Raw genomic sequence first — 16,159 nt, forward strand, 5'->3', positions numbered from 1 at the left:
TTCTCGCATCCCCGTGCCACGACGCTACGACGACAACGACACCGACGATCAGGACACCGACGATCTCGACAGCGGCGCCTCGCCCTGGCGCCGGCGCCTGCTCACCTGGGGGCTAGCCGCCACCGCGCTGGGCCTGGGCTTCCTGATCCCGTACACGGTCTATCTGAACAAACAGGTGACGCAGCGCTTCGGCGAACTGCGCTGGCAGATTCCGACCCGGGTCTACGCCCGCCCGCTGGGGCTGGCGCCGGACACGGCGATGGATGCGCAGACGCTGAAGACCGAACTTGACGCGGCCAGCTACCGCGAGGATGCCGGTGCGCAGCGCCCCGGCACCTACCAGCAGGACGGCAGCCGCTTCGTCATCGCCAGCCGCGGCTATATCGACGTGGACGGCCGGGTCGCGCCCAAGCGCGTGGAAGTGAGCCTGTCCGGCGGCCGCGTGGCGGCGCTGCGCGATGCGCAGACACGCAAGTCGCTGACCGCCGCGCGGCTGGATCCGGCGCGCATCGCCACCTTGTACGGGCAGAAACAGGAAGAGCGGCGGCTGGTGCGGGTGGACGAAGTGCCCGAGCTGCTGGTCACCGGCCTGCAGGCGGTGGAAGACCGCGACTTCAACTACCACCACGGCATCGACCTCAGCGGCATGGTGCGCGCGGCGTGGGTGATGGTGCGCTCCGGCGGCAAGAGCCGGCAGGGTGCCAGCACCTTGACCCAGCAGCTGGCGCGCAGCGGCCTGCTCGGCATCGGCAAGGAGCAGACGCTCACCCGCAAGTTCAACGAGATCCTGTACGCGCTGATCATGGAAGCGCGCTACGACAAGCGCACCATCCTCGAGGCCTATCTGAACCAGGTCTACCTGGGCCAGCGCGGCAGCCAGGCGATCCACGGCGTGGCTTCGGGCGCGGAATTCTGGTTCGGGCGCGAACTGGATTCGCTGCCGCCGGAGCAGGTGGCGTTGCTGATCGGGCTGGTCAAGGGGCCGTCCTACTACGATCCGCGGCGCTTCCCCGAGCGCGCGCTGGACCGGCGCAACTTCGTGCTCGGCAAGCTGCGCGAGAGCGAACTGATCGACGAACCCACCTACCGCAAGGCGCTGGCCGCGCCGTTGGGCGTGCCGGCCAATCCGGGACTGGTCGCGGCCAACCGCTTCCCGGCCTACGTGGACCTGGTGCGTCGCCAGCTGGCGCGCGACTACCCGGAAAGCGCGCTGCAGGGCGCCGGGCTGAGCGTGCTGACTGGCATGTCGCCGTCGGCGCAGGCCTATGCCGAAGGCGCGGTGACCCGCACCCTCACCGCGCTGGAAACCAACAAGAAGCGCCCGCCGCTGCAGGCCGGACTGGTGCTGACCGATACCCACAACGGCGACGTGCTGGCGGTGGTCGGCAGCCGCGACGTGTCGCAGCCCGGCTTCAACCGCGCGATCGAGGCGCAGCGTCAGGTCGGCTCGCTGCTCAAGCCGTTCGTGTATCTGCTGGCGCTGGCGCAGCCGGACCACTACTCGCTGGCCAGCTGGGTCGACGATTCGCCGGTGACGGTGCAGCTCAGCCGCGGCAAGCGCTGGACGCCTGGCAATTCCGACAACCGCAGCCACGGCACGGTGCGCGTGGTCGATGCGCTGGCGCATTCGTACAACCAGGCCACGGTGCGGATCGGCATGCAGGTCGGGCCGGAACGGGTGGCGCAGCTGATCAAGGTGCTGGCCGGGCTCGAGGCCGAGAACAATCCGTCGCTGATCCTGGGCGCGACCGACCAGAGTCCGTACGCGATGACCCAGCTGTACCAGTTCCTCGCCTCCGGCGGCGAGATCCAGCCGCTGCATGCGGTGCGCGGCGTGCTCGATCCGCAGGGCAAGCTGCTCAAGCGCTACGACAAGGCCCCGGCGCCGGCGCAGGAAGGCGATTCGGTCGCCGCCAATCTGGTCGGGCTGGCGCTGCAGCAGGTGGTCAGCAACGGCACCGCGCGGCAGCTGCTCGGCGACGGCCTGGGCAAGCTGACCCCGGCCGGCAAGACCGGCACCAGCAACGACGGCGTGGACAGCTGGTACGCCGGCTACACCGGCGATCATCTGGCGGTGATCTGGATCGGCAACGACCAGAACAAGCAGACCGGCCTGTACGGCGCCACCGGCGCGATGCGGGTATGGTCGGGCATCTTCGCGCGGCTGCCGAGTTCGCCGTTGAAGGTGCAGGGCAAGGGCATCGACTGGCAATGGATGGACCCGGCCGGCAGCAACAGCACCGATCCCAGCTGCCCCGGCGCGCGCCAGTTCCCGTTCGTGGTCGGCTTCGCCCCGGCGTTTGCGCCGTGCGCGCCGCCGCAGGCGCTGCCCGAAGAAGGCCAGCCCGCCGCCGAGGGCGAGCAGAGCCGCGGCGGCGGCTGGCGCAGCTGGTTCGGCCTGGACAAGAAGAAAGAAACGCCGCCCGCCGACGCGGCGTCCACCCCTCCGGCGCAATGATCCACGGATGCCTGCCATGACCCGATACGCCCCCACCGTCGCCATCGCCGCGCTCAGCCTGTTGCTGGCCTCCTGCGTCAGCGCGCCGCCGCCGCCCCGCCGCCGCCGGTGGACACCACCACCCGGCGCAGCGCATCGCCGCGATCGACGCCAGCGGCGGTGCCGACGACACCGAATTGAGCGTGCAGCCGTTGCGCGACCCGCAGGTCGAGGACCTGCGCGACAGCGCCAAGCGCAAGCGCGCGGCCGGCGACCTGGCCGGCGCCGCGGCGGCGCTGGACCAGGCCCTGCAACTGGTGCCCGAAGACCCGGCGCTGCTGCAGGACCGCGCCGAACTGGCCTTGCTGCTGAGGGACGACGCGGGCGCCGAGGCCTTCGCCAAGCGCGCCGTCGACCTGGGCTCGCAGACCGGCCCGCTGTGCCGGCGCCACTGGGCCACCATCGAGCAATCGCGGCTGGCCCGCGGGCAGAAGGAGAACGCGGCGTCCGCGCATGCGCATATCGAGGGCTGCACGGTGGCGGGGATCAAGCGGTATTGATTGGGAGCCGGGATTAGGGATTGGGGATTCGGGATTGTTAGAAGCGACGGCGGTTCGGTTGTTTGTGGCGGGCCGATATCGCCGCTTCGGTGGGCGCACTAAATAGCGAAACCGACGTGCCGCTCTAACGAATCCCCAATCCCCAATCCCGAATCCCCAATCCCGGCCCCCAATGTCCCTCGCCCACGCCAGCACCGAAGCGCTCAGCGAAGGCGGTGCGCTCGCCCGTCAGCTGGATGCGTTCGTGCCGCGGGCGGCGCAGCTGCGGCTGACCGCGGCGATCGCCGAGGCGTTCGAGCAGCGCGACGTGCTGCTCGCTGAGGCCGGCACCGGCACCGGCAAGACCTATGCGTATCTGGTGCCGGCGCTGCTGTCGGGATTGAAGACCATCGTCTCCACCGGCACCCGCGCGCTGCAGGATCAGCTCTACCACCGCGACCTGCCGCGGGTGCGCGCGGCGCTGGGTGTGGGCCTCAACAGCGCACTGCTGAAGGGCCGCGCCAACTATCTGTGCAAGTACCGGCTGGAGCAGGCCAAGGGCGAGCCGCGCTTCACCTCGCGCGAGCAGATCGCGCAGTTCCAGCGCATCGTCGCCTGGGGCGGGCGCACCCGCTTCGGCGACATCGCCGAGCTGGAGGCGCTGCCCGACGATTCGCCGCTGCTGCCGATGGTCACTTCGACCATGGACAACTGCCTGGGCACCGAATGCCCGTTTTGGGGCGAGTGCTTCGTGGTGCAGGCGCGGCAACGCGCGCAGGCCGCCGACGTGGTGGTGGTCAACCATCATCTGCTGCTGGCCGACCTGGCGCTGAAGCAGGAAGGCTTCGGCGAGATCCTGCCCGGCGCGCAGGTCTTCGTCATCGACGAGGCGCACCAACTGCCGGAACTGGCGGCGAACTTCTTCGGCGAAAGCTTCGGCATGCGTCCGCTGCAGGAGCTGGCGCGCGACTGCCTGGCCGAGAGTCGCCACGTCGCCGGCGCGCTGGCCAGCCTGCAGGCGCCGGTGCAGGCGCTGGAGCAGGCCTTGCGCGAACTGCGTGCGGCCATGGAAGGGCTGCCCACCCGCGGCACGCAGTGGCGGCTGCTGGCCAAGCCGCAGGTGCGCGACGGCTTCGATGCGCTGCTGGCGGAACTGGCGCGTTTGCAGGAGAGTCTGGCGGCGCTGCGCGAGGCCTCGCCTGGTTTCGACGCCTGCGCGGCGCGAGCGCAGGAGATGCGCGCGCGCCTGGGCCACTGGCTCGGCGACGACGCGCCGATCGCCGATTTCGACGCCGAGCCGGAACCGCCCTCCAACGATGTGCTGTGGTACGAACTCAGCGCGCGCGGCTTCCGCTGCCAGCGCACGCCGCTGGACGTGTCCGGCCCGCTGCGCCTGCACCGCGAGAAGTCGCACGCGGCCTGGGTGTTCACCTCGGCGACGCTGGCGGTGAAGGGCGATTTCGAGCACATCGCCACCCGCCTGGGCCTGAGCGATCCGATGACCCTGCTGCAGCCCAGCCCGTTCGACTGGGCGCGGCAGGCGCTGTGCTATCTGCCGGCGCTGCCGGACCCGAACGCGCGCGGCTTCGGCACCGCCTTGATCGCCGCGCTGCATCCGGTGCTGCAGGCCTCGCAGGGCCGCGCCTTCCTGCTGTTCGCCTCGCACCGCGCCTTGCGCGAAGCCGCCGAGGCGTTGCGCGACGGGCCATGGCCGCTGTTCGTGCAGGGCGAGGCGCCGCGCGCGAGCCTGCTGCAGCGTTTTCGCGAGTCCGGCAACGGCGTGCTGCTCGGCTCGGCCAGCTTCCGCGAAGGCGTGGACGTGGTCGGCGATGCGCTGAGCGTGGTGGTGATCGACAAGCTGCCGTTCGCCGCGCCGGACGATCCGGTGTTCGAGGCGCGGCTGGACGCGATCCGCCGCGACGGCGGCAACCCGTTCCGCGACGAACAGCTGCCGCAGGCGGTGATCGCGCTGAAGCAGGGCGTGGGCCGGCTGATCCGCAGCGAGACCGACCGCGGCGTGCTGGTGCTGTGCGATCCGCGGTTGCTGTCCAAATCCTACGGCCGCACCTTCCTGGAGTCGCTGCCGCCGTTCGCGCGCACGCGCGATGTCGAGGACGTGCGCCAGTTCTTCGGCGCCGGCGCCGCGGCGCCGGTGGATAATCACGAACACGTCGCGTCGCCGCCGTTCGACTAGCCAGCGCACGGCATCCGCTTTTTCGCCCTCGCTTCGCTTTTCGAATCCCCAATCCCGAATCCCCAATCCCGGCCTCCAATGAAAATCCTCGCCTTCGAAACCGCCACAGAAGCCCTCTCCGTCGCCGTACATGTCGATGGCACGGTCTTGGAGCGCTTCGAGCTCGCGCCGCGCCGGCATGCCGAGCTGGCGCTGCCGTGGGCCGAGCAGTTGCTGGCCGAGGCCGGCATCGCCCGCAGCCAACTCGATGCGATCGCCTTCGGCCGCGGCCCCGGCGCGTTCACCGGCGTGCGCCTGGCGATCGCGCTGGCGCAGGGCATCGCGCTGGCGCTGGACCTGCCAGTGTTGCCGGTGTCCACCTTGCATGCGCTGGCCTTGCGCGCGCCGGTCGACGCGCCGCAGGTGCTGGCCGCGATCGACGCGCGCATGGGCGAGATCTACGCGGCGGCCTATGTGCGTGACGCCGACGGCCTGCGCGCGCTGACGCCCGAGCAGGTGCTGATCCCGGACGCGTTCGTGTTGCCGCAGACGGACGCGCCCTGGCACGGCGTCGGCACCGGTTTCGCCGCCATCGACGCGACGCTGCAGCGGCGCCTGCACGCGCAGTTGCGCAGCGTCGATGCGCAGGCCTTGCCGCATGCCGCCGACGTGCTGACCCTGGCGCTGGCCGCCCATGCGCGCGGCGAAGCGATCGCGCCGGAGCGCGCCGAGCCGGCCTACCTGCGCGACAACGTCGCGCTGACGCTGGCCGAACAGCAGGCGCAGCGGGCCGCACGATGAGCGCGGCCGAGACCGAGCGCGCGCGTTTTCGCGGCTGCCTGCTGGGCCTGGCGGTCGGCGATGCAGTGGGGACAACGCTGGAATTCAAGGCGCCCGGCAGCTTCGCCCCGATCGACGACATGGTGGGCGGCGGTCCGTTCGAGCTGCAGCCGGGGCAGTGGACCGACGACACCTCGATGGCGCTGTGCCTGGCGCACAGCCTGCTGTACCGCGAAGGTTTCGATGCCGCGGACCAGATGAACCGCTATTGCAACTGGTACCGCCACGGCTACCTGAGCAGTACCGGCGCGTGTTTCGACATCGGCAACACCGTGCGCCAGGCGCTGGAGCGTTATCTGGACGGCGGCCCGGCGTTCAGCGGCAGCGACGACCCGCGCGCGGCCGGCAACGGCTCGCTGATGCGGCTGGCGCCGGTGGCGATGTACTACGCGCATCGTCCCGCCGTGTTGGCCGAACGCGCGGCGGACAGTTCGCGCACGACCCATGCCGCCGCCGAGGCGCTGGATGCCTGCCGCCTGTTCGCGTTGCAGTTGCGCGCGGCTCTGCTCGGCGGCGATCGCGCGCAGGTGCTGCAGGCGCCGGATGTGGCGCTGGACACGCCGGCGCTGCGCGCGCTGGCCGTGCGCGACCATGCCGCGGTGCCGGCAACGCAGATCCGCGGTACCGGTTACGTGGTCGATGCGCTGTCGGCGGCGTTGTGGTGTTTCGCGACCACCGATTGCTTCGCCGATGCGGTATTGCGCGCGGCCAACCTCGGCGACGATGCCGACACCACCGCGGCGATCTGCGGCCAGCTGGCCGGCGCCTTCTACGGCATCGACGGCATTCCCGCCGCCTGGCGCGCGCGCGTGCAGGACGCGGCGGAGATCGTGGCGCTGGCCGATCGCCTGCACCAGGCCAGTGTGGCGGGATGAACGCATGCGGGGAGGTCGGCGATGGCGCGCCGGCCTCCCCCCCGCGTTGCGACCGCGCAGTCGCGGTCAGTAGTCGTAGCTGACGCTCAACCGCAGCGAACGCGGTGCCTGGCGCAGCAGCGCCGCGCCGTAAACCGGATCGCTGTTGCCCGGATCCGTTTCCGAATACGGATACTTCCACAGCGTGGCCTGGCCGTTGAAGGCGTTGAACACGTCCAGGTTGAAGGCCAGCTTGTGGTCGGCGTAGGCCGGCCGCCACGACACCCCGAGATCGAGCTGCTTCAGCCACGGCAGGCGGCCCTGGCTGCCCGGAGGCGCCGCTTGGCCCTGGTAGTAGTGGTAGGCGATGCCGTAACCGGACGGGTCGCTCTGGTCGGCGCCGTACGAACCCAGCGCACTGAACGGCGTGCCGGACACCAGCTTCAGATTGGCCGACACCAGCCATTCCGGAGTGAACTGGTAATAGCCGTAGAACTTGAACTGATGGGTGTGGTCGTTGCTCTGCGGGCCGTTGGTGTGTTCCATCAACTGCGCGTAGTCCCAGGCCTGGGTGGTGGACACCGCGGTCTGGCCGATGCCCGACAGCAGCTGGCCTTCGGTGGTGCCGTAGCTGCGCGACCAGGTGTAGTCGAAGCGCCCGTACCAGCGCTGGTCGAACGGGTGCTCCAGCGACAGGTTGAGCCCGTAGTAGTTGCGCTTGAACTTGGGAAAACCGAGCTCGGCATTGCTCAGCGGCACGCTGACGTAGTTGCCCGAGGTATCCACCAGGGTGAAGGTGTTGGACTTGCCCGGATTGATCAGCCAGCAACTGACCGGATTGCTGTCCAGGGTCACCGAATGCCCTTGCGCCGCCGCCGCGGCGAATACCGTGTCGCTGTCGCAGTAGTCGTCCACACCGCTGCGCAACACGCGGTAGGTGCCCTTGGCGCCGTAGACCCAGCTGTCGCCCCAGGCCTTGGTGAAGCCGAGGATGAACTCGTCCTGGAACGAGGGCTTGATGCCCTGCGTGGCCACGGTCTTGGCATCGGGCAGGATGCCGTAGTTGTTGTTGGAGGAGACCGCGCCGGAGATCTGGGTCAGGTCGGTGGGGTAGCCGTTGCCGTCGATGCCGCCGTAGGTGTAGTAGGTCGAGGTCGCCAGGGTCGCGCCGGCGGCATTGAATGCCGGATTCAGCGGCAGCGCCAGGTAGTAGCGGCCGGCGTTGCCGTAGACCTTGAAGCGCGCGTCGCCGTCGACGTCCCAGCTGAAGCCCAGGCGCGGCGCCCACTGCCCGCTGGTCTGCTTGATGTAGGCGTCGCCATCGCGGTTGTAGTTGGTGAACTGGTCCAGGCGCAGGCCGAGGCTGAGCAGGAAGCGGTCGCTGACCTGCCAGTTGTCCTCGATGTATTGCGCGCGCTGCACCGCGCGCACCGAGGCCAGGGCGCTATAGACGTATTGGCGCACGTAGTAGCCGTCCTCGCCGTTGGCGTAGCCGCCGGTGGCCGGTACGCCGAGTCCGGTGTTGATCGGTATGTTCGGGTTGGACTGGCCGTAGATCCACTGGTACCCGTCGCCGGAGGCCACCGAGCCGCGGTTGAGCGCGCGCGCGTTCTGGTTGTCGATGCCGACGGTGATGCTGTGCTCGCCGATGACGTAGTTCAGGTCCAGCCGCAGGTTGTCGGTGCGGTTGCCGCGGTCGGGGTCGACCAGCAGCGCGGTGGTCTGGGCGTTGGTGATCGGGGTGCCGCCGGTGTAGGCCGGGTTCTGGAACGAGGCGTCGTCGACGTAGGTCAGGGCGCCGTTGTAGTTGGGGTTGCCGGTGTAGTCGTCGGTGCGCTGCTTGCCGTACTGGGCGCTGAAGGTCAGGCGGTCGGTGAGGTAGCCGGTGTACTTGGCGGTCCACAAGTCGCCGCCGGTCTTGGTGGTGTCGGCGCTGCCGCGGCGCGCGCCGATGTCGTAACCGCTGTAGTCGTAGTAGCTGCCGCGGGTGATGTAGCGGCTGGAGGCGCCGGTGATTTCCAGCAACTGGTTGTCGCTGATGTTCCAGTCGAGCTTGGCGTACCAGCTCGGCCGGCGGTAGTGGTAATCGTAGTAGCCCGTGTTGGTCTCGCGCGTACCGTAGAACCTGTCGCCGTCCTGGCGCTGCAGTTCGTAGGAGCCGAAGAAGAACAGCTTGTCCTGGATCAGCGGGCCGCCCGCGTAGAGGCTCTGCGTGCTGAGCGTGGAACTGCTCTTGCTGTCCGGCCGGTACAGGCTGCCGTCGCCAGGCGCGTAGACGTCCTTCTGCGAGGAGCGCAGGCCGTCCGGCTCCCAGGTGGCCTGGCCGCCGAAATGCCATTCGTTGCTGCCGCGCTTGCCGACCGCGTTGATCACGCCGCCGTCGGAACGCCCGTACTTGGCGCTGTAGCCGCCGGTGTAGACCTCCAACTGGTCGATGCTGCCGTAGGGCAGGGTCAGCCCGCCCAGCCCGCGCAGCGGGTCGGTGGTGTTGAAGCCGTTGATGTAATAGGCGTTCTCCGCGGCCGAGGAGCCGCCGAAGCTGAGCAGTTGCGCGCCGGTCGGACCGGTATAGGTGCCGCTGCCGCTGTTGCCGGCCACGCCGGGCGCCAGCTGCGCGATCGCCTCGGCCGAGCGTCCCAGCGGCAGCCGCTGCAACTGTTCGGCGTTGATCACCGTGCGCGAGTCGACGCTGCTGACGTCAATCGCGGCGGCGGCGCGGTCGGCGCTGACGGTGACCCCGGTCAGGCTGGTGACCGCGGCGAAGGAGACGTCGGTGACCGCGCCGACGGTCAGGCCTACGCCCTCGCGGCTACCGAGCACGGCGTCGTCGGCGCCCTTGGCGACGACGCTGTAGGTGCCCAGCGGCAGCTGACCGATGCTGTAGCGGCCGCGCGCATCGACCGCGACTTCGCGGCTGAGGCCGCTGTCGCTGCGCACCTGCACGCGTTGCGCGTTGGCCGGCGCCTGGCCGGCGACGGTGCCGGTGGTGGACTGGGCCAGGGCGGCCGGCGCAGCGAGGGCGGCGCTCAGCGCCAGCGCGAGCAGGGCGGGCCTGCGAAGGAGGGGGCTTTTCATGGGAGGCGGCTCGGGTGGTGGGGGCGGGGATGCGCCGCGTCTGCTTCCGAGTCACTCGTCCTTGGCGATGCGGTGTGCGCGGTAACGTTCCCCGCCACCATTAACCTTAATGTGATGCCTATTCAGAAATGCCGCGTCGTTATGTCGGTGGCACGAATGGTTATCTCGATCGTTGCCGTGGGCGCGCATGCGGCGCCACGTGAGGCAACTCCCTTCTCCCGTCGGGAGAAGGTGCCCCGTAGGGGCGGATGAGGGTACGGGCGAAGCCTCGAAATGTTCAGTGCCGCCAGGCGATCCATGGCGGCCGTACCCTCACCCCAACCCCTCTCTCCCACGGGACTCCCTTCGGTCGCCGGTGGGAGAGGGGCTCGATTTTCCTTCTCCCGTCGGGAGAAGGTGCCCCGCAGGGGCGGATGAGGGTACGGGCGAAGCCTCGAAATGTTCAGTGCCGCCAGGCGGTCCGTGGCGGCCGTACCCTCACCCCAACCCCTCCAATGGGAGAGGGGTTTGATTCATCCCTTCTCCCGTCGGGAGAAGGTGCCCCGTAGGGGCGGATGAGGGTATGGGCGCAGCCTAGAAATGTTCAGTGCCGCCAGGCGGTCCGTGGCGGCCGTACCCTCACCCCAACCCCTCTCCCGATGGGAGAGGGGCTTGTCGCTGCGCGCGCTCAGCGGTCGTCGCGCAGCGTGCCGCCGGGCAGGAACACCCAGGTGCGGGTGACCTGCAGGATGTCGATGTTGTCTTCGGTATGCGGCAGCGGCGGGAACGGTTGCGCCAGTTGCACCACCCGCATCGCCGCGGCGTCGAGCATCGGCACCCCGCTGGAGCGCAGGATGCGGCTGCTCTCGATGCTGCCGTCGCGGCGCACGCCGACGCTGATCACCACCTGGCCGCCCAGCCGCTGCCGGCGCGCCTCGTCGGGATAGTTGAGGTTGCCGACGCGCTCGGCGCGGTCCACCCAGGCGCGCAAATAATTGGCGTAGGCGTATTCGCGGGTGCTGGCGGAGACGAACTTGCGGTTCGGGCGCTTGGCGTACTGCTCCGACCGCAGGTGCACTTCGGCAGCCAGGCGCGCCATCTCCGCATCGCGCTGCTCGCGCTGCGCATCCACCGGCTGGGTCGGGGCGTCGGTGCGCGGCTGGGTCTGCGCTGCCGGCTGCGGCTGCTCGCCTCGCGCGCTGCTGACCACGCGCGGGGTCGGCTCCGGCGCCGCCGCCGCGGTCTGCGCGCGCAGCGCCTGCGGCGCCAGGCCGTCGTGCTGCTGCGGCACGATGCCGGGCTGGCTGTCGCGCGGGCGTTGCGCCTTGTCGTGGTCGCCGCCGCCCTGCTGGTTGGCCTGGGCCAGGAAATCGGCCTGCTTCGGCGTCAGCGGAGTGCTGGTCTGGCTGAAGATCACGTCCAGGGTCGGCACCAGCGGCGCGTCGTCGTCGATCGCGAAGCCCACCCCCAGGATCAGCAGACCGTGCACGATCAGCGACAGCACCAGGGTGGCGCTGAGCCGGTCGCGCTCGCCGATGCGCGGCGCGGGCGTCGCGGCGGCCGCGCTCATCGCGCTGGGTAGGCCTCGATCGCGTCGAACAGCAGCCCGGCGATGTTCAGCCCGAACTGCGCGTCCAGTTCGCGCACGCAGGTCGGGCTGGTGACGTTGACCTCGGTCAGGAAATCGCCGATCACGTCCAGGCCGACGAAGCGCATGCCGCGCCGCTTCATTTCCGGGCCGACCTGGGCGGCGATCCAACGGTCGCGCTCGCTCAGCGGGCGGCCTTCGCCGCGGCCGCCGGCGGCCAGGTTGCCGCGGAATTCGTCGCCCTGCGGGATCCGCGCCAGGCAGTAGTCCACCGGCACCCCATCGACCAGCAGGATGCGCTTGTCGCCGGCGCTGATGTCTGGAATGAAGCGTTGCGCCAGGGCCAGCGTGCGGCCGCCGTCGGTCAGCGTCTCCAGGATCACGTTGAGGTTGGGGTCGCCGGTGCCGCTGCGGAAGATCGAACGCCCGCCCATGCCGTCCAGCGGCTTCAGCACCGCCTGGCCGTGCTCCAGCACGAACGCCTTCAGCGCGGCCGCGTCGCGGCTGACCAGGGTCGGCGGGCAGCATTGCGGGAACAGCTGCGCGGCCAGCTTCTCGTTGAAGTCGCGCAGGCCCTGCGGGTCGTTGACCACCTGCGCGCCGGCGCGCTGGGCCACGCTCAGCACGTGGGTGTCGTACAGGAATTCCGAATCGAACGGCGGGTCCTTGCGCATCAGCACCACCTGCCCGGTACCGAACGCCAGCTCGGCGAACGCGCCCAGTTCGAACCAGCCGCTCTTGTCGTCGCGCACCTGCAGCGGCGCGGCCTGGGCCAGCGCGCGGCCTTCGCGCAGCGACAGCCCGCCGGGACGCACGTAGTGCAAGCGGTGCCCGCGGCGCTGCGCTTCCAGCAACATGGCGAAGGTAGTGTCTTTGGCAATCTTGATGCTGGCGATGGGATCCATCACCACGATGACATCGAACGACATGGCGTTACCCGGGGGACTGAACGGAGGATGGTAGCGGGTCGGCGGCGGGGGTGCGCAAGGGCCGCGGCACGGGGCCGTGCGGTGACCTGCGGCGGCAATCAAACTGTGACATAGTTAGCGCTGGAAAGTGACACAAAGCAGAGCCGTGGCGGCGGCCTTGACAGTCCGAGCGGGTCTTGGGATACATGTCGTTTCGCAGCGACGTCGGAACCGATGAAGCGTCGCGCGCCTGGGGGCAAGTGAATGAGTGAAAACACGACTGCGGGTGGGGAACTCGCAGGACTGAGGGTCATGGTGATCGATGACTCGAAGACGATCCGCCGTACTGCCGAAACGCTGTTGAAGCGCGAGGGATGCGAGGTGGTCACCGCCACCGACGGCTTCGAGGCCCTGGCCAAGATCGCCGATCAGCAACCGCAGATCATCTTCGTGGACATCATGATGCCGCGGCTGGACGGCTATCAGACCTGCGCGCTGATCAAGGGCAACCAGCTGTTCAAGGCGACGCCGGTGATCATGCTGTCCTCCAAGGACGGCCTGTTCGACAAGGCGCGCGGGCGCATCGTCGGTTCCGAGCAGTACCTCACCAAACCCTTCACACGCGAAGAACTGCTGGGCGCGATCCGTACATACGTCAACGCCTGACCAGGGGGAAAGGCACCATGGCTCGAATCTTGTTGATCGAGGACTCACCGACCGACCGGGCGGTGTTTACGCAGTGGCTGGAAAAAGCCGGGCACGAGGTGCTCGCCACCGACAACGCCGAGGACGGACTGAAGATCGTCCGCGAGCAGGCGCCGAGCCTGGTGCTGATGGACGTGGTGCTGCCGGGGATGAGCGGCTTCCAGGCCACCCGCGCGCTGTCGCGCGACGAAGCCACCCGGCACATCCCGGTGCTGATCATCAGCACCAAGAGCATGGAGACCGACAAGGTCTGGGGCATGCGCCAGGGCGCCACCGACTACATCGTCAAGCCGCCGCGCGAAGACGAGCTGATCGCCCGCATCAACCAGCTGGTCGGCTGACGTGCGTTCGCCCTTCGACATCCTCGAGGCCTACGAGCAGCGCAGCCTGGCGCACGCGGTGCAGATGCCCGAGCGCGAATTCGACGAGGACATCTGGCGCGGCGTCGGCTTCCGCGTCGGCAACCGCCATCTGGTGTCCGACTTCCGCGAGGTGGTGGAAATCGTGCGCATGCCGCCGATCATCCCGGTGCCGGGCGCGCAGCCGTGGCTGCTGGGCGTGGGCAACCTGCGCGGCAACCTGTTTCCGGTAGTCGATTTGAAGCAGTTCATGGAAGGCCAGCGCACGTCGCTGCTGGAAGGCCAGCGCGTGCTGATCATGCGCCAGAGCGGCGGCGACGTGGCGCTGACCATCGACGAACTGTTCGGCCAGCGCAGCTTCGCCGAATCGCAGGCGGTGGAACCCGGCGAGCTGGCGCAGGGCCGCTACGCGCACTTCGTCGACCGCGCGTTCCGCGGCGACACCCACGACTGGGGCGTGTTCTCGCTGTCGCTGCTGTCGCGTACACCCGAATTCCGTCAAGCCGCCGCCTGAGCGCGCGGCCTGCCTTCGCATCGAAGATCGAGGTCGAATCATGAGTACTGCACCGGACGCCCCCAAGGCCAGCAAGCTTGGCAGCATGGGGACGAGTTTCTGGCTGGGCCTGTTGGCGCTGTCGCTGATCGTGTTCGGCGCCAATACCGGCGTGGCCACCTGGCAGGGCAACCGCCTGGCCGGCGCCAGCACCGGCGCGGCCGACCTGCAGGTGCTGTCGCAGCAGCTGGCCAACCAGGGCCGCGATGCGGTCTCCGGCAACGCGGCCACCTACAAGCAATTCAAGCAGACCAAGGCGCGGGTGGAGAGCACCGTCGCCGCGCTCAACGCGCGCTATGCCAACGAGACCGGCATCGCCGGCCCGCTGGAGGAACTCAACCGCACCTGGACCCCGCTGGGCAAGAACGCGCAGCAGGTGGTGGACAGCGAGCCGGCGGTGCTGGCGCTGGCCGGCAACGCCGAGCGCTTCGTCGGCGGCGTGCCGCAGCTGCAGGCGCAGTTGAACGAGGTGGTGCGCGCGATGACCGTCGGTGGCGCGCCCGCCGCGCAGATCTACAACACCCTGCAACAGGTGGTGGTGGCCGGCACCATGGCCCGCCGCGTCACCGAGATGCGGGCGGGCGGCAGTGGCGCGGCCAGCGCCGGCGATGCGCTGGCGCGCGACTCGGTGGTGTTCGGGCAGATGCTCGAGGGCCTGCGCAACGGCAACGAGGAACTGGGCATCGCGCCGGTGCGCAACGCCGCCGCGCTGGCCGCGCTGGAGCAGTCGCAGGCGCAGTGGGCGGAAATGAAGAAGGACCTGGACGCGTTGCTGGCCAGTTCGCGCAGCCTGTTCGCCGCGCAGTCCTCGGCCGCGGCGTTGACCGCCGGCTCGGACAAGATGCTCGACGACAGCAAGAAGCTGTTCGACGCATTCTCCGCGTTCGGCTCCACCCGCGACACCCGCCTGTTCCCGAATTTCTGGCTGGGCGTGGTATCCGGTCTGCTGGCGCTGCTGTCGATCATCGGTTTCGTCTGGACCTCGGTGCGCAGCCGCACCCGCGACCAGGAAATCCGCTACCAGACCCAGGTCGAATACAACAGCCGCAACCAGCAGGCGATCATGCGCCTGCTCGACGAAATCAGTTCGCTCGGCGAAGGCGACCTGACCGTCAAGGCCTCGGTCACCGAGGACATGACCGGCGCCATCGCCGACGCGATCAACTACGCGGTCGACGAGCTGCGCCACCTGGTCACCACGATCAACGACACCTCGGCCAAGGTCGCCATCTCCACCGAGGAAACCCAGGCCACCGCGCTGCAGCTGGCCGAGGCCGCCGGCCACCAGGCCGAGCAGATCGGTTCGGCGTCCGAGCGCATCAACGAAATCGCCGCCAGCATCGAACAGGTCTCGCGCAACTCCAGCGAGTCGGCCGAAGTGGCGCAGCGCTCGGTGGTGATCGCCGCCGAGGGCGCCGGCGTGGTCCGCGAGACCATCCAGGGCATGGACCAGATCCGCGACCAGATCCAGGAAACCTCCAAGCGCATCAAGCGCCTGGGCGAATCGACCCAGGAGATCGGCTCGATCGTCGAACTGATCAACGACATTTCCGAGCAGACCAACATCCTGGCGCTCAACGCCGCGGTGCAGGCGGCCTCGGCGGGCGAGGCCGGCCGCGGCTTCGCGCTGGTCGCCGACGAAGTGCAGCGCCTGGCCGAACGCACCTCCGGCGCCACGCGCCGGATCGAAGGCCTGGTGCAGACGATTCAGGCCGATACCAACGAAGCGGTCAGCTCGATGGAGCAGACCACCTCCGAAGTGGTGTCCGGCGCGCGCCTGGCCGAAGACGCCGGCACCGCGCTGACCGAGATCGAGCGCGTCTCCAACGCGCTCAACAACCTGATCAAGAACATCTCCATCGCCGCGCACCAGCAGTCCGCCGCGGCGACCGACATCACCCAGACGATGGACGTGATCCGCCGCATCACCGGACAGACCTCGCAAGGTGCCGGCCAGACCGCCGAATCGATCGGACGGCTGGCGCAGCTGGCGGCGGATCTGCGGCGCTCGGTCGCCGACTTCAAGCTGCCGGCGTGAGCGGATCGGAACAGGGTGGAAGGAAAGCGCACATGACGTACCGTGAACACTCCCTGCTCACCGCCGCCGCGCTGGCGACGCGCGGCGCGTGGCCGTCCGCGGGAGCGCCGC

Annotated in this window: 11 protein-coding genes and 1 pseudogene; 9 read left to right on the forward strand and 3 right to left on the reverse strand. The window is 69.4% G+C overall.

All coding sequences use genetic code 11. The features are described from left to right. Nucleotides 1-13 precede the first annotated feature (13 nt). The 5 genes and pseudogenes from mrcB (at nt 14) to HEP73_RS06135 (ending at nt 6,864) form a co-directional block, all read left to right on the forward strand. Nucleotides 14-2,458, forward strand: coding sequence for a penicillin-binding protein 1B (mrcB, locus tag HEP73_RS06115; protein WP_185822513.1), 2,445 nt, complete (start codon nt 14-16; stop codon nt 2,456-2,458). A 16-nt stretch (nt 2,459-2,474) separates the two neighbouring features. Next, nucleotides 2,475-2,997 (forward strand): annotated as a pseudogene (locus tag HEP73_RS06120) (hypothetical protein). A gap of 172 nt (nt 2,998-3,169) precedes the next feature. Beyond that, nucleotides 3,170-5,170, forward strand: coding sequence for an ATP-dependent DNA helicase (locus HEP73_RS06125; protein ID WP_185822514.1), 2,001 nt, complete (start codon nt 3,170-3,172; stop codon nt 5,168-5,170). A gap of 78 nt (nt 5,171-5,248) precedes the next feature. Next, nucleotides 5,249-5,950, forward strand: a complete 702-nt coding sequence (tsaB, locus tag HEP73_RS06130) for a tRNA (adenosine(37)-N6)-threonylcarbamoyltransferase complex dimerization subunit type 1 TsaB (RefSeq protein ID WP_185822515.1) — start codon at nt 5,249-5,251, stop codon at nt 5,948-5,950. Beyond that, on the forward strand, nt 5,947-6,864 hold the full coding sequence (locus HEP73_RS06135; RefSeq protein ID WP_185822516.1) for an ADP-ribosylglycohydrolase family protein: 918 nt from the start codon (nt 5,947-5,949) through the stop codon (nt 6,862-6,864). Before tsaB ends, HEP73_RS06135 begins: the two co-directional genes overlap by 4 nt. Nucleotides 6,865-6,930: 66 nt before the next feature. Here HEP73_RS06135 and HEP73_RS06140 read toward each other — a convergent pair whose 3' ends face one another. The 3 genes from HEP73_RS06140 to gshB all read right to left on the reverse strand — a co-directional run bounded on the left by HEP73_RS06140 (nt 6,931) and on the right by gshB (nt 12,414). Continuing rightward, on the reverse strand, nt 6,931-9,918 hold the full coding sequence (locus HEP73_RS06140) for a TonB-dependent receptor (protein ID WP_185822517.1): 2,988 nt from the start codon (nt 9,916-9,918) through the stop codon (nt 6,931-6,933). A 667-nt stretch (nt 9,919-10,585) separates the two neighbouring features. Continuing rightward, nucleotides 10,586-11,467 (reverse strand): energy transducer TonB family protein, encoded by an 882-nt coding sequence (locus HEP73_RS06145; RefSeq protein ID WP_185822518.1) that lies wholly within the window; start codon nt 11,465-11,467, stop codon nt 10,586-10,588. Beyond that, complete coding sequence (gene gshB, locus HEP73_RS06150) at nt 11,464-12,414, reverse strand: glutathione synthase (protein ID WP_185815602.1); 951 nt, start codon at nt 12,412-12,414, stop codon at nt 11,464-11,466. Before gshB ends, HEP73_RS06145 begins: the two co-directional genes overlap by 4 nt. A gap of 243 nt (nt 12,415-12,657) precedes the next feature. Here gshB and pilG point away from each other — a divergent pair, with 243 nt between their 5' ends. Genes pilG through HEP73_RS06170 form a run of 4 tightly spaced genes read left to right on the forward strand, consistent with a single transcriptional unit; the run spans nt 12,658 to nt 16,048 of the window. Next, nucleotides 12,658-13,059 carry a twitching motility response regulator PilG gene (pilG, locus tag HEP73_RS06155; RefSeq protein ID WP_003472648.1) on the forward strand — a complete coding sequence of 134 codons (402 nt, stop codon included), beginning with the start codon at nt 12,658-12,660 and terminating at the stop codon, nt 13,057-13,059. 17 nt (nt 13,060-13,076) lie between these two features. Beyond that, nucleotides 13,077-13,439: a response regulator gene (locus HEP73_RS06160; protein WP_179566488.1), complete on the forward strand. Its 363-nt coding sequence runs from the start codon at nt 13,077-13,079 to the stop codon at nt 13,437-13,439. Between the two features lies 1 nt (nt 13,440). After that, nucleotides 13,441-13,971 carry a chemotaxis protein CheW gene (locus HEP73_RS06165; protein ID WP_185815603.1) on the forward strand — a complete coding sequence of 177 codons (531 nt, stop codon included), beginning with the start codon at nt 13,441-13,443 and terminating at the stop codon, nt 13,969-13,971. Nucleotides 13,972-14,011: 40 nt separating this feature from the next. Further along, on the forward strand, nt 14,012-16,048 hold the full coding sequence (locus HEP73_RS06170; protein ID WP_185815604.1) for a methyl-accepting chemotaxis protein: 2,037 nt from the start codon (nt 14,012-14,014) through the stop codon (nt 16,046-16,048). The last annotated feature ends 111 nt before the right edge of the window (nt 16,049-16,159 follow it).

Source organism: Xanthomonas sp. GW (assembly GCF_014236815.1).
GTDB lineage: Bacteria > Pseudomonadota > Gammaproteobacteria > Xanthomonadales > Xanthomonadaceae > Xanthomonas_A.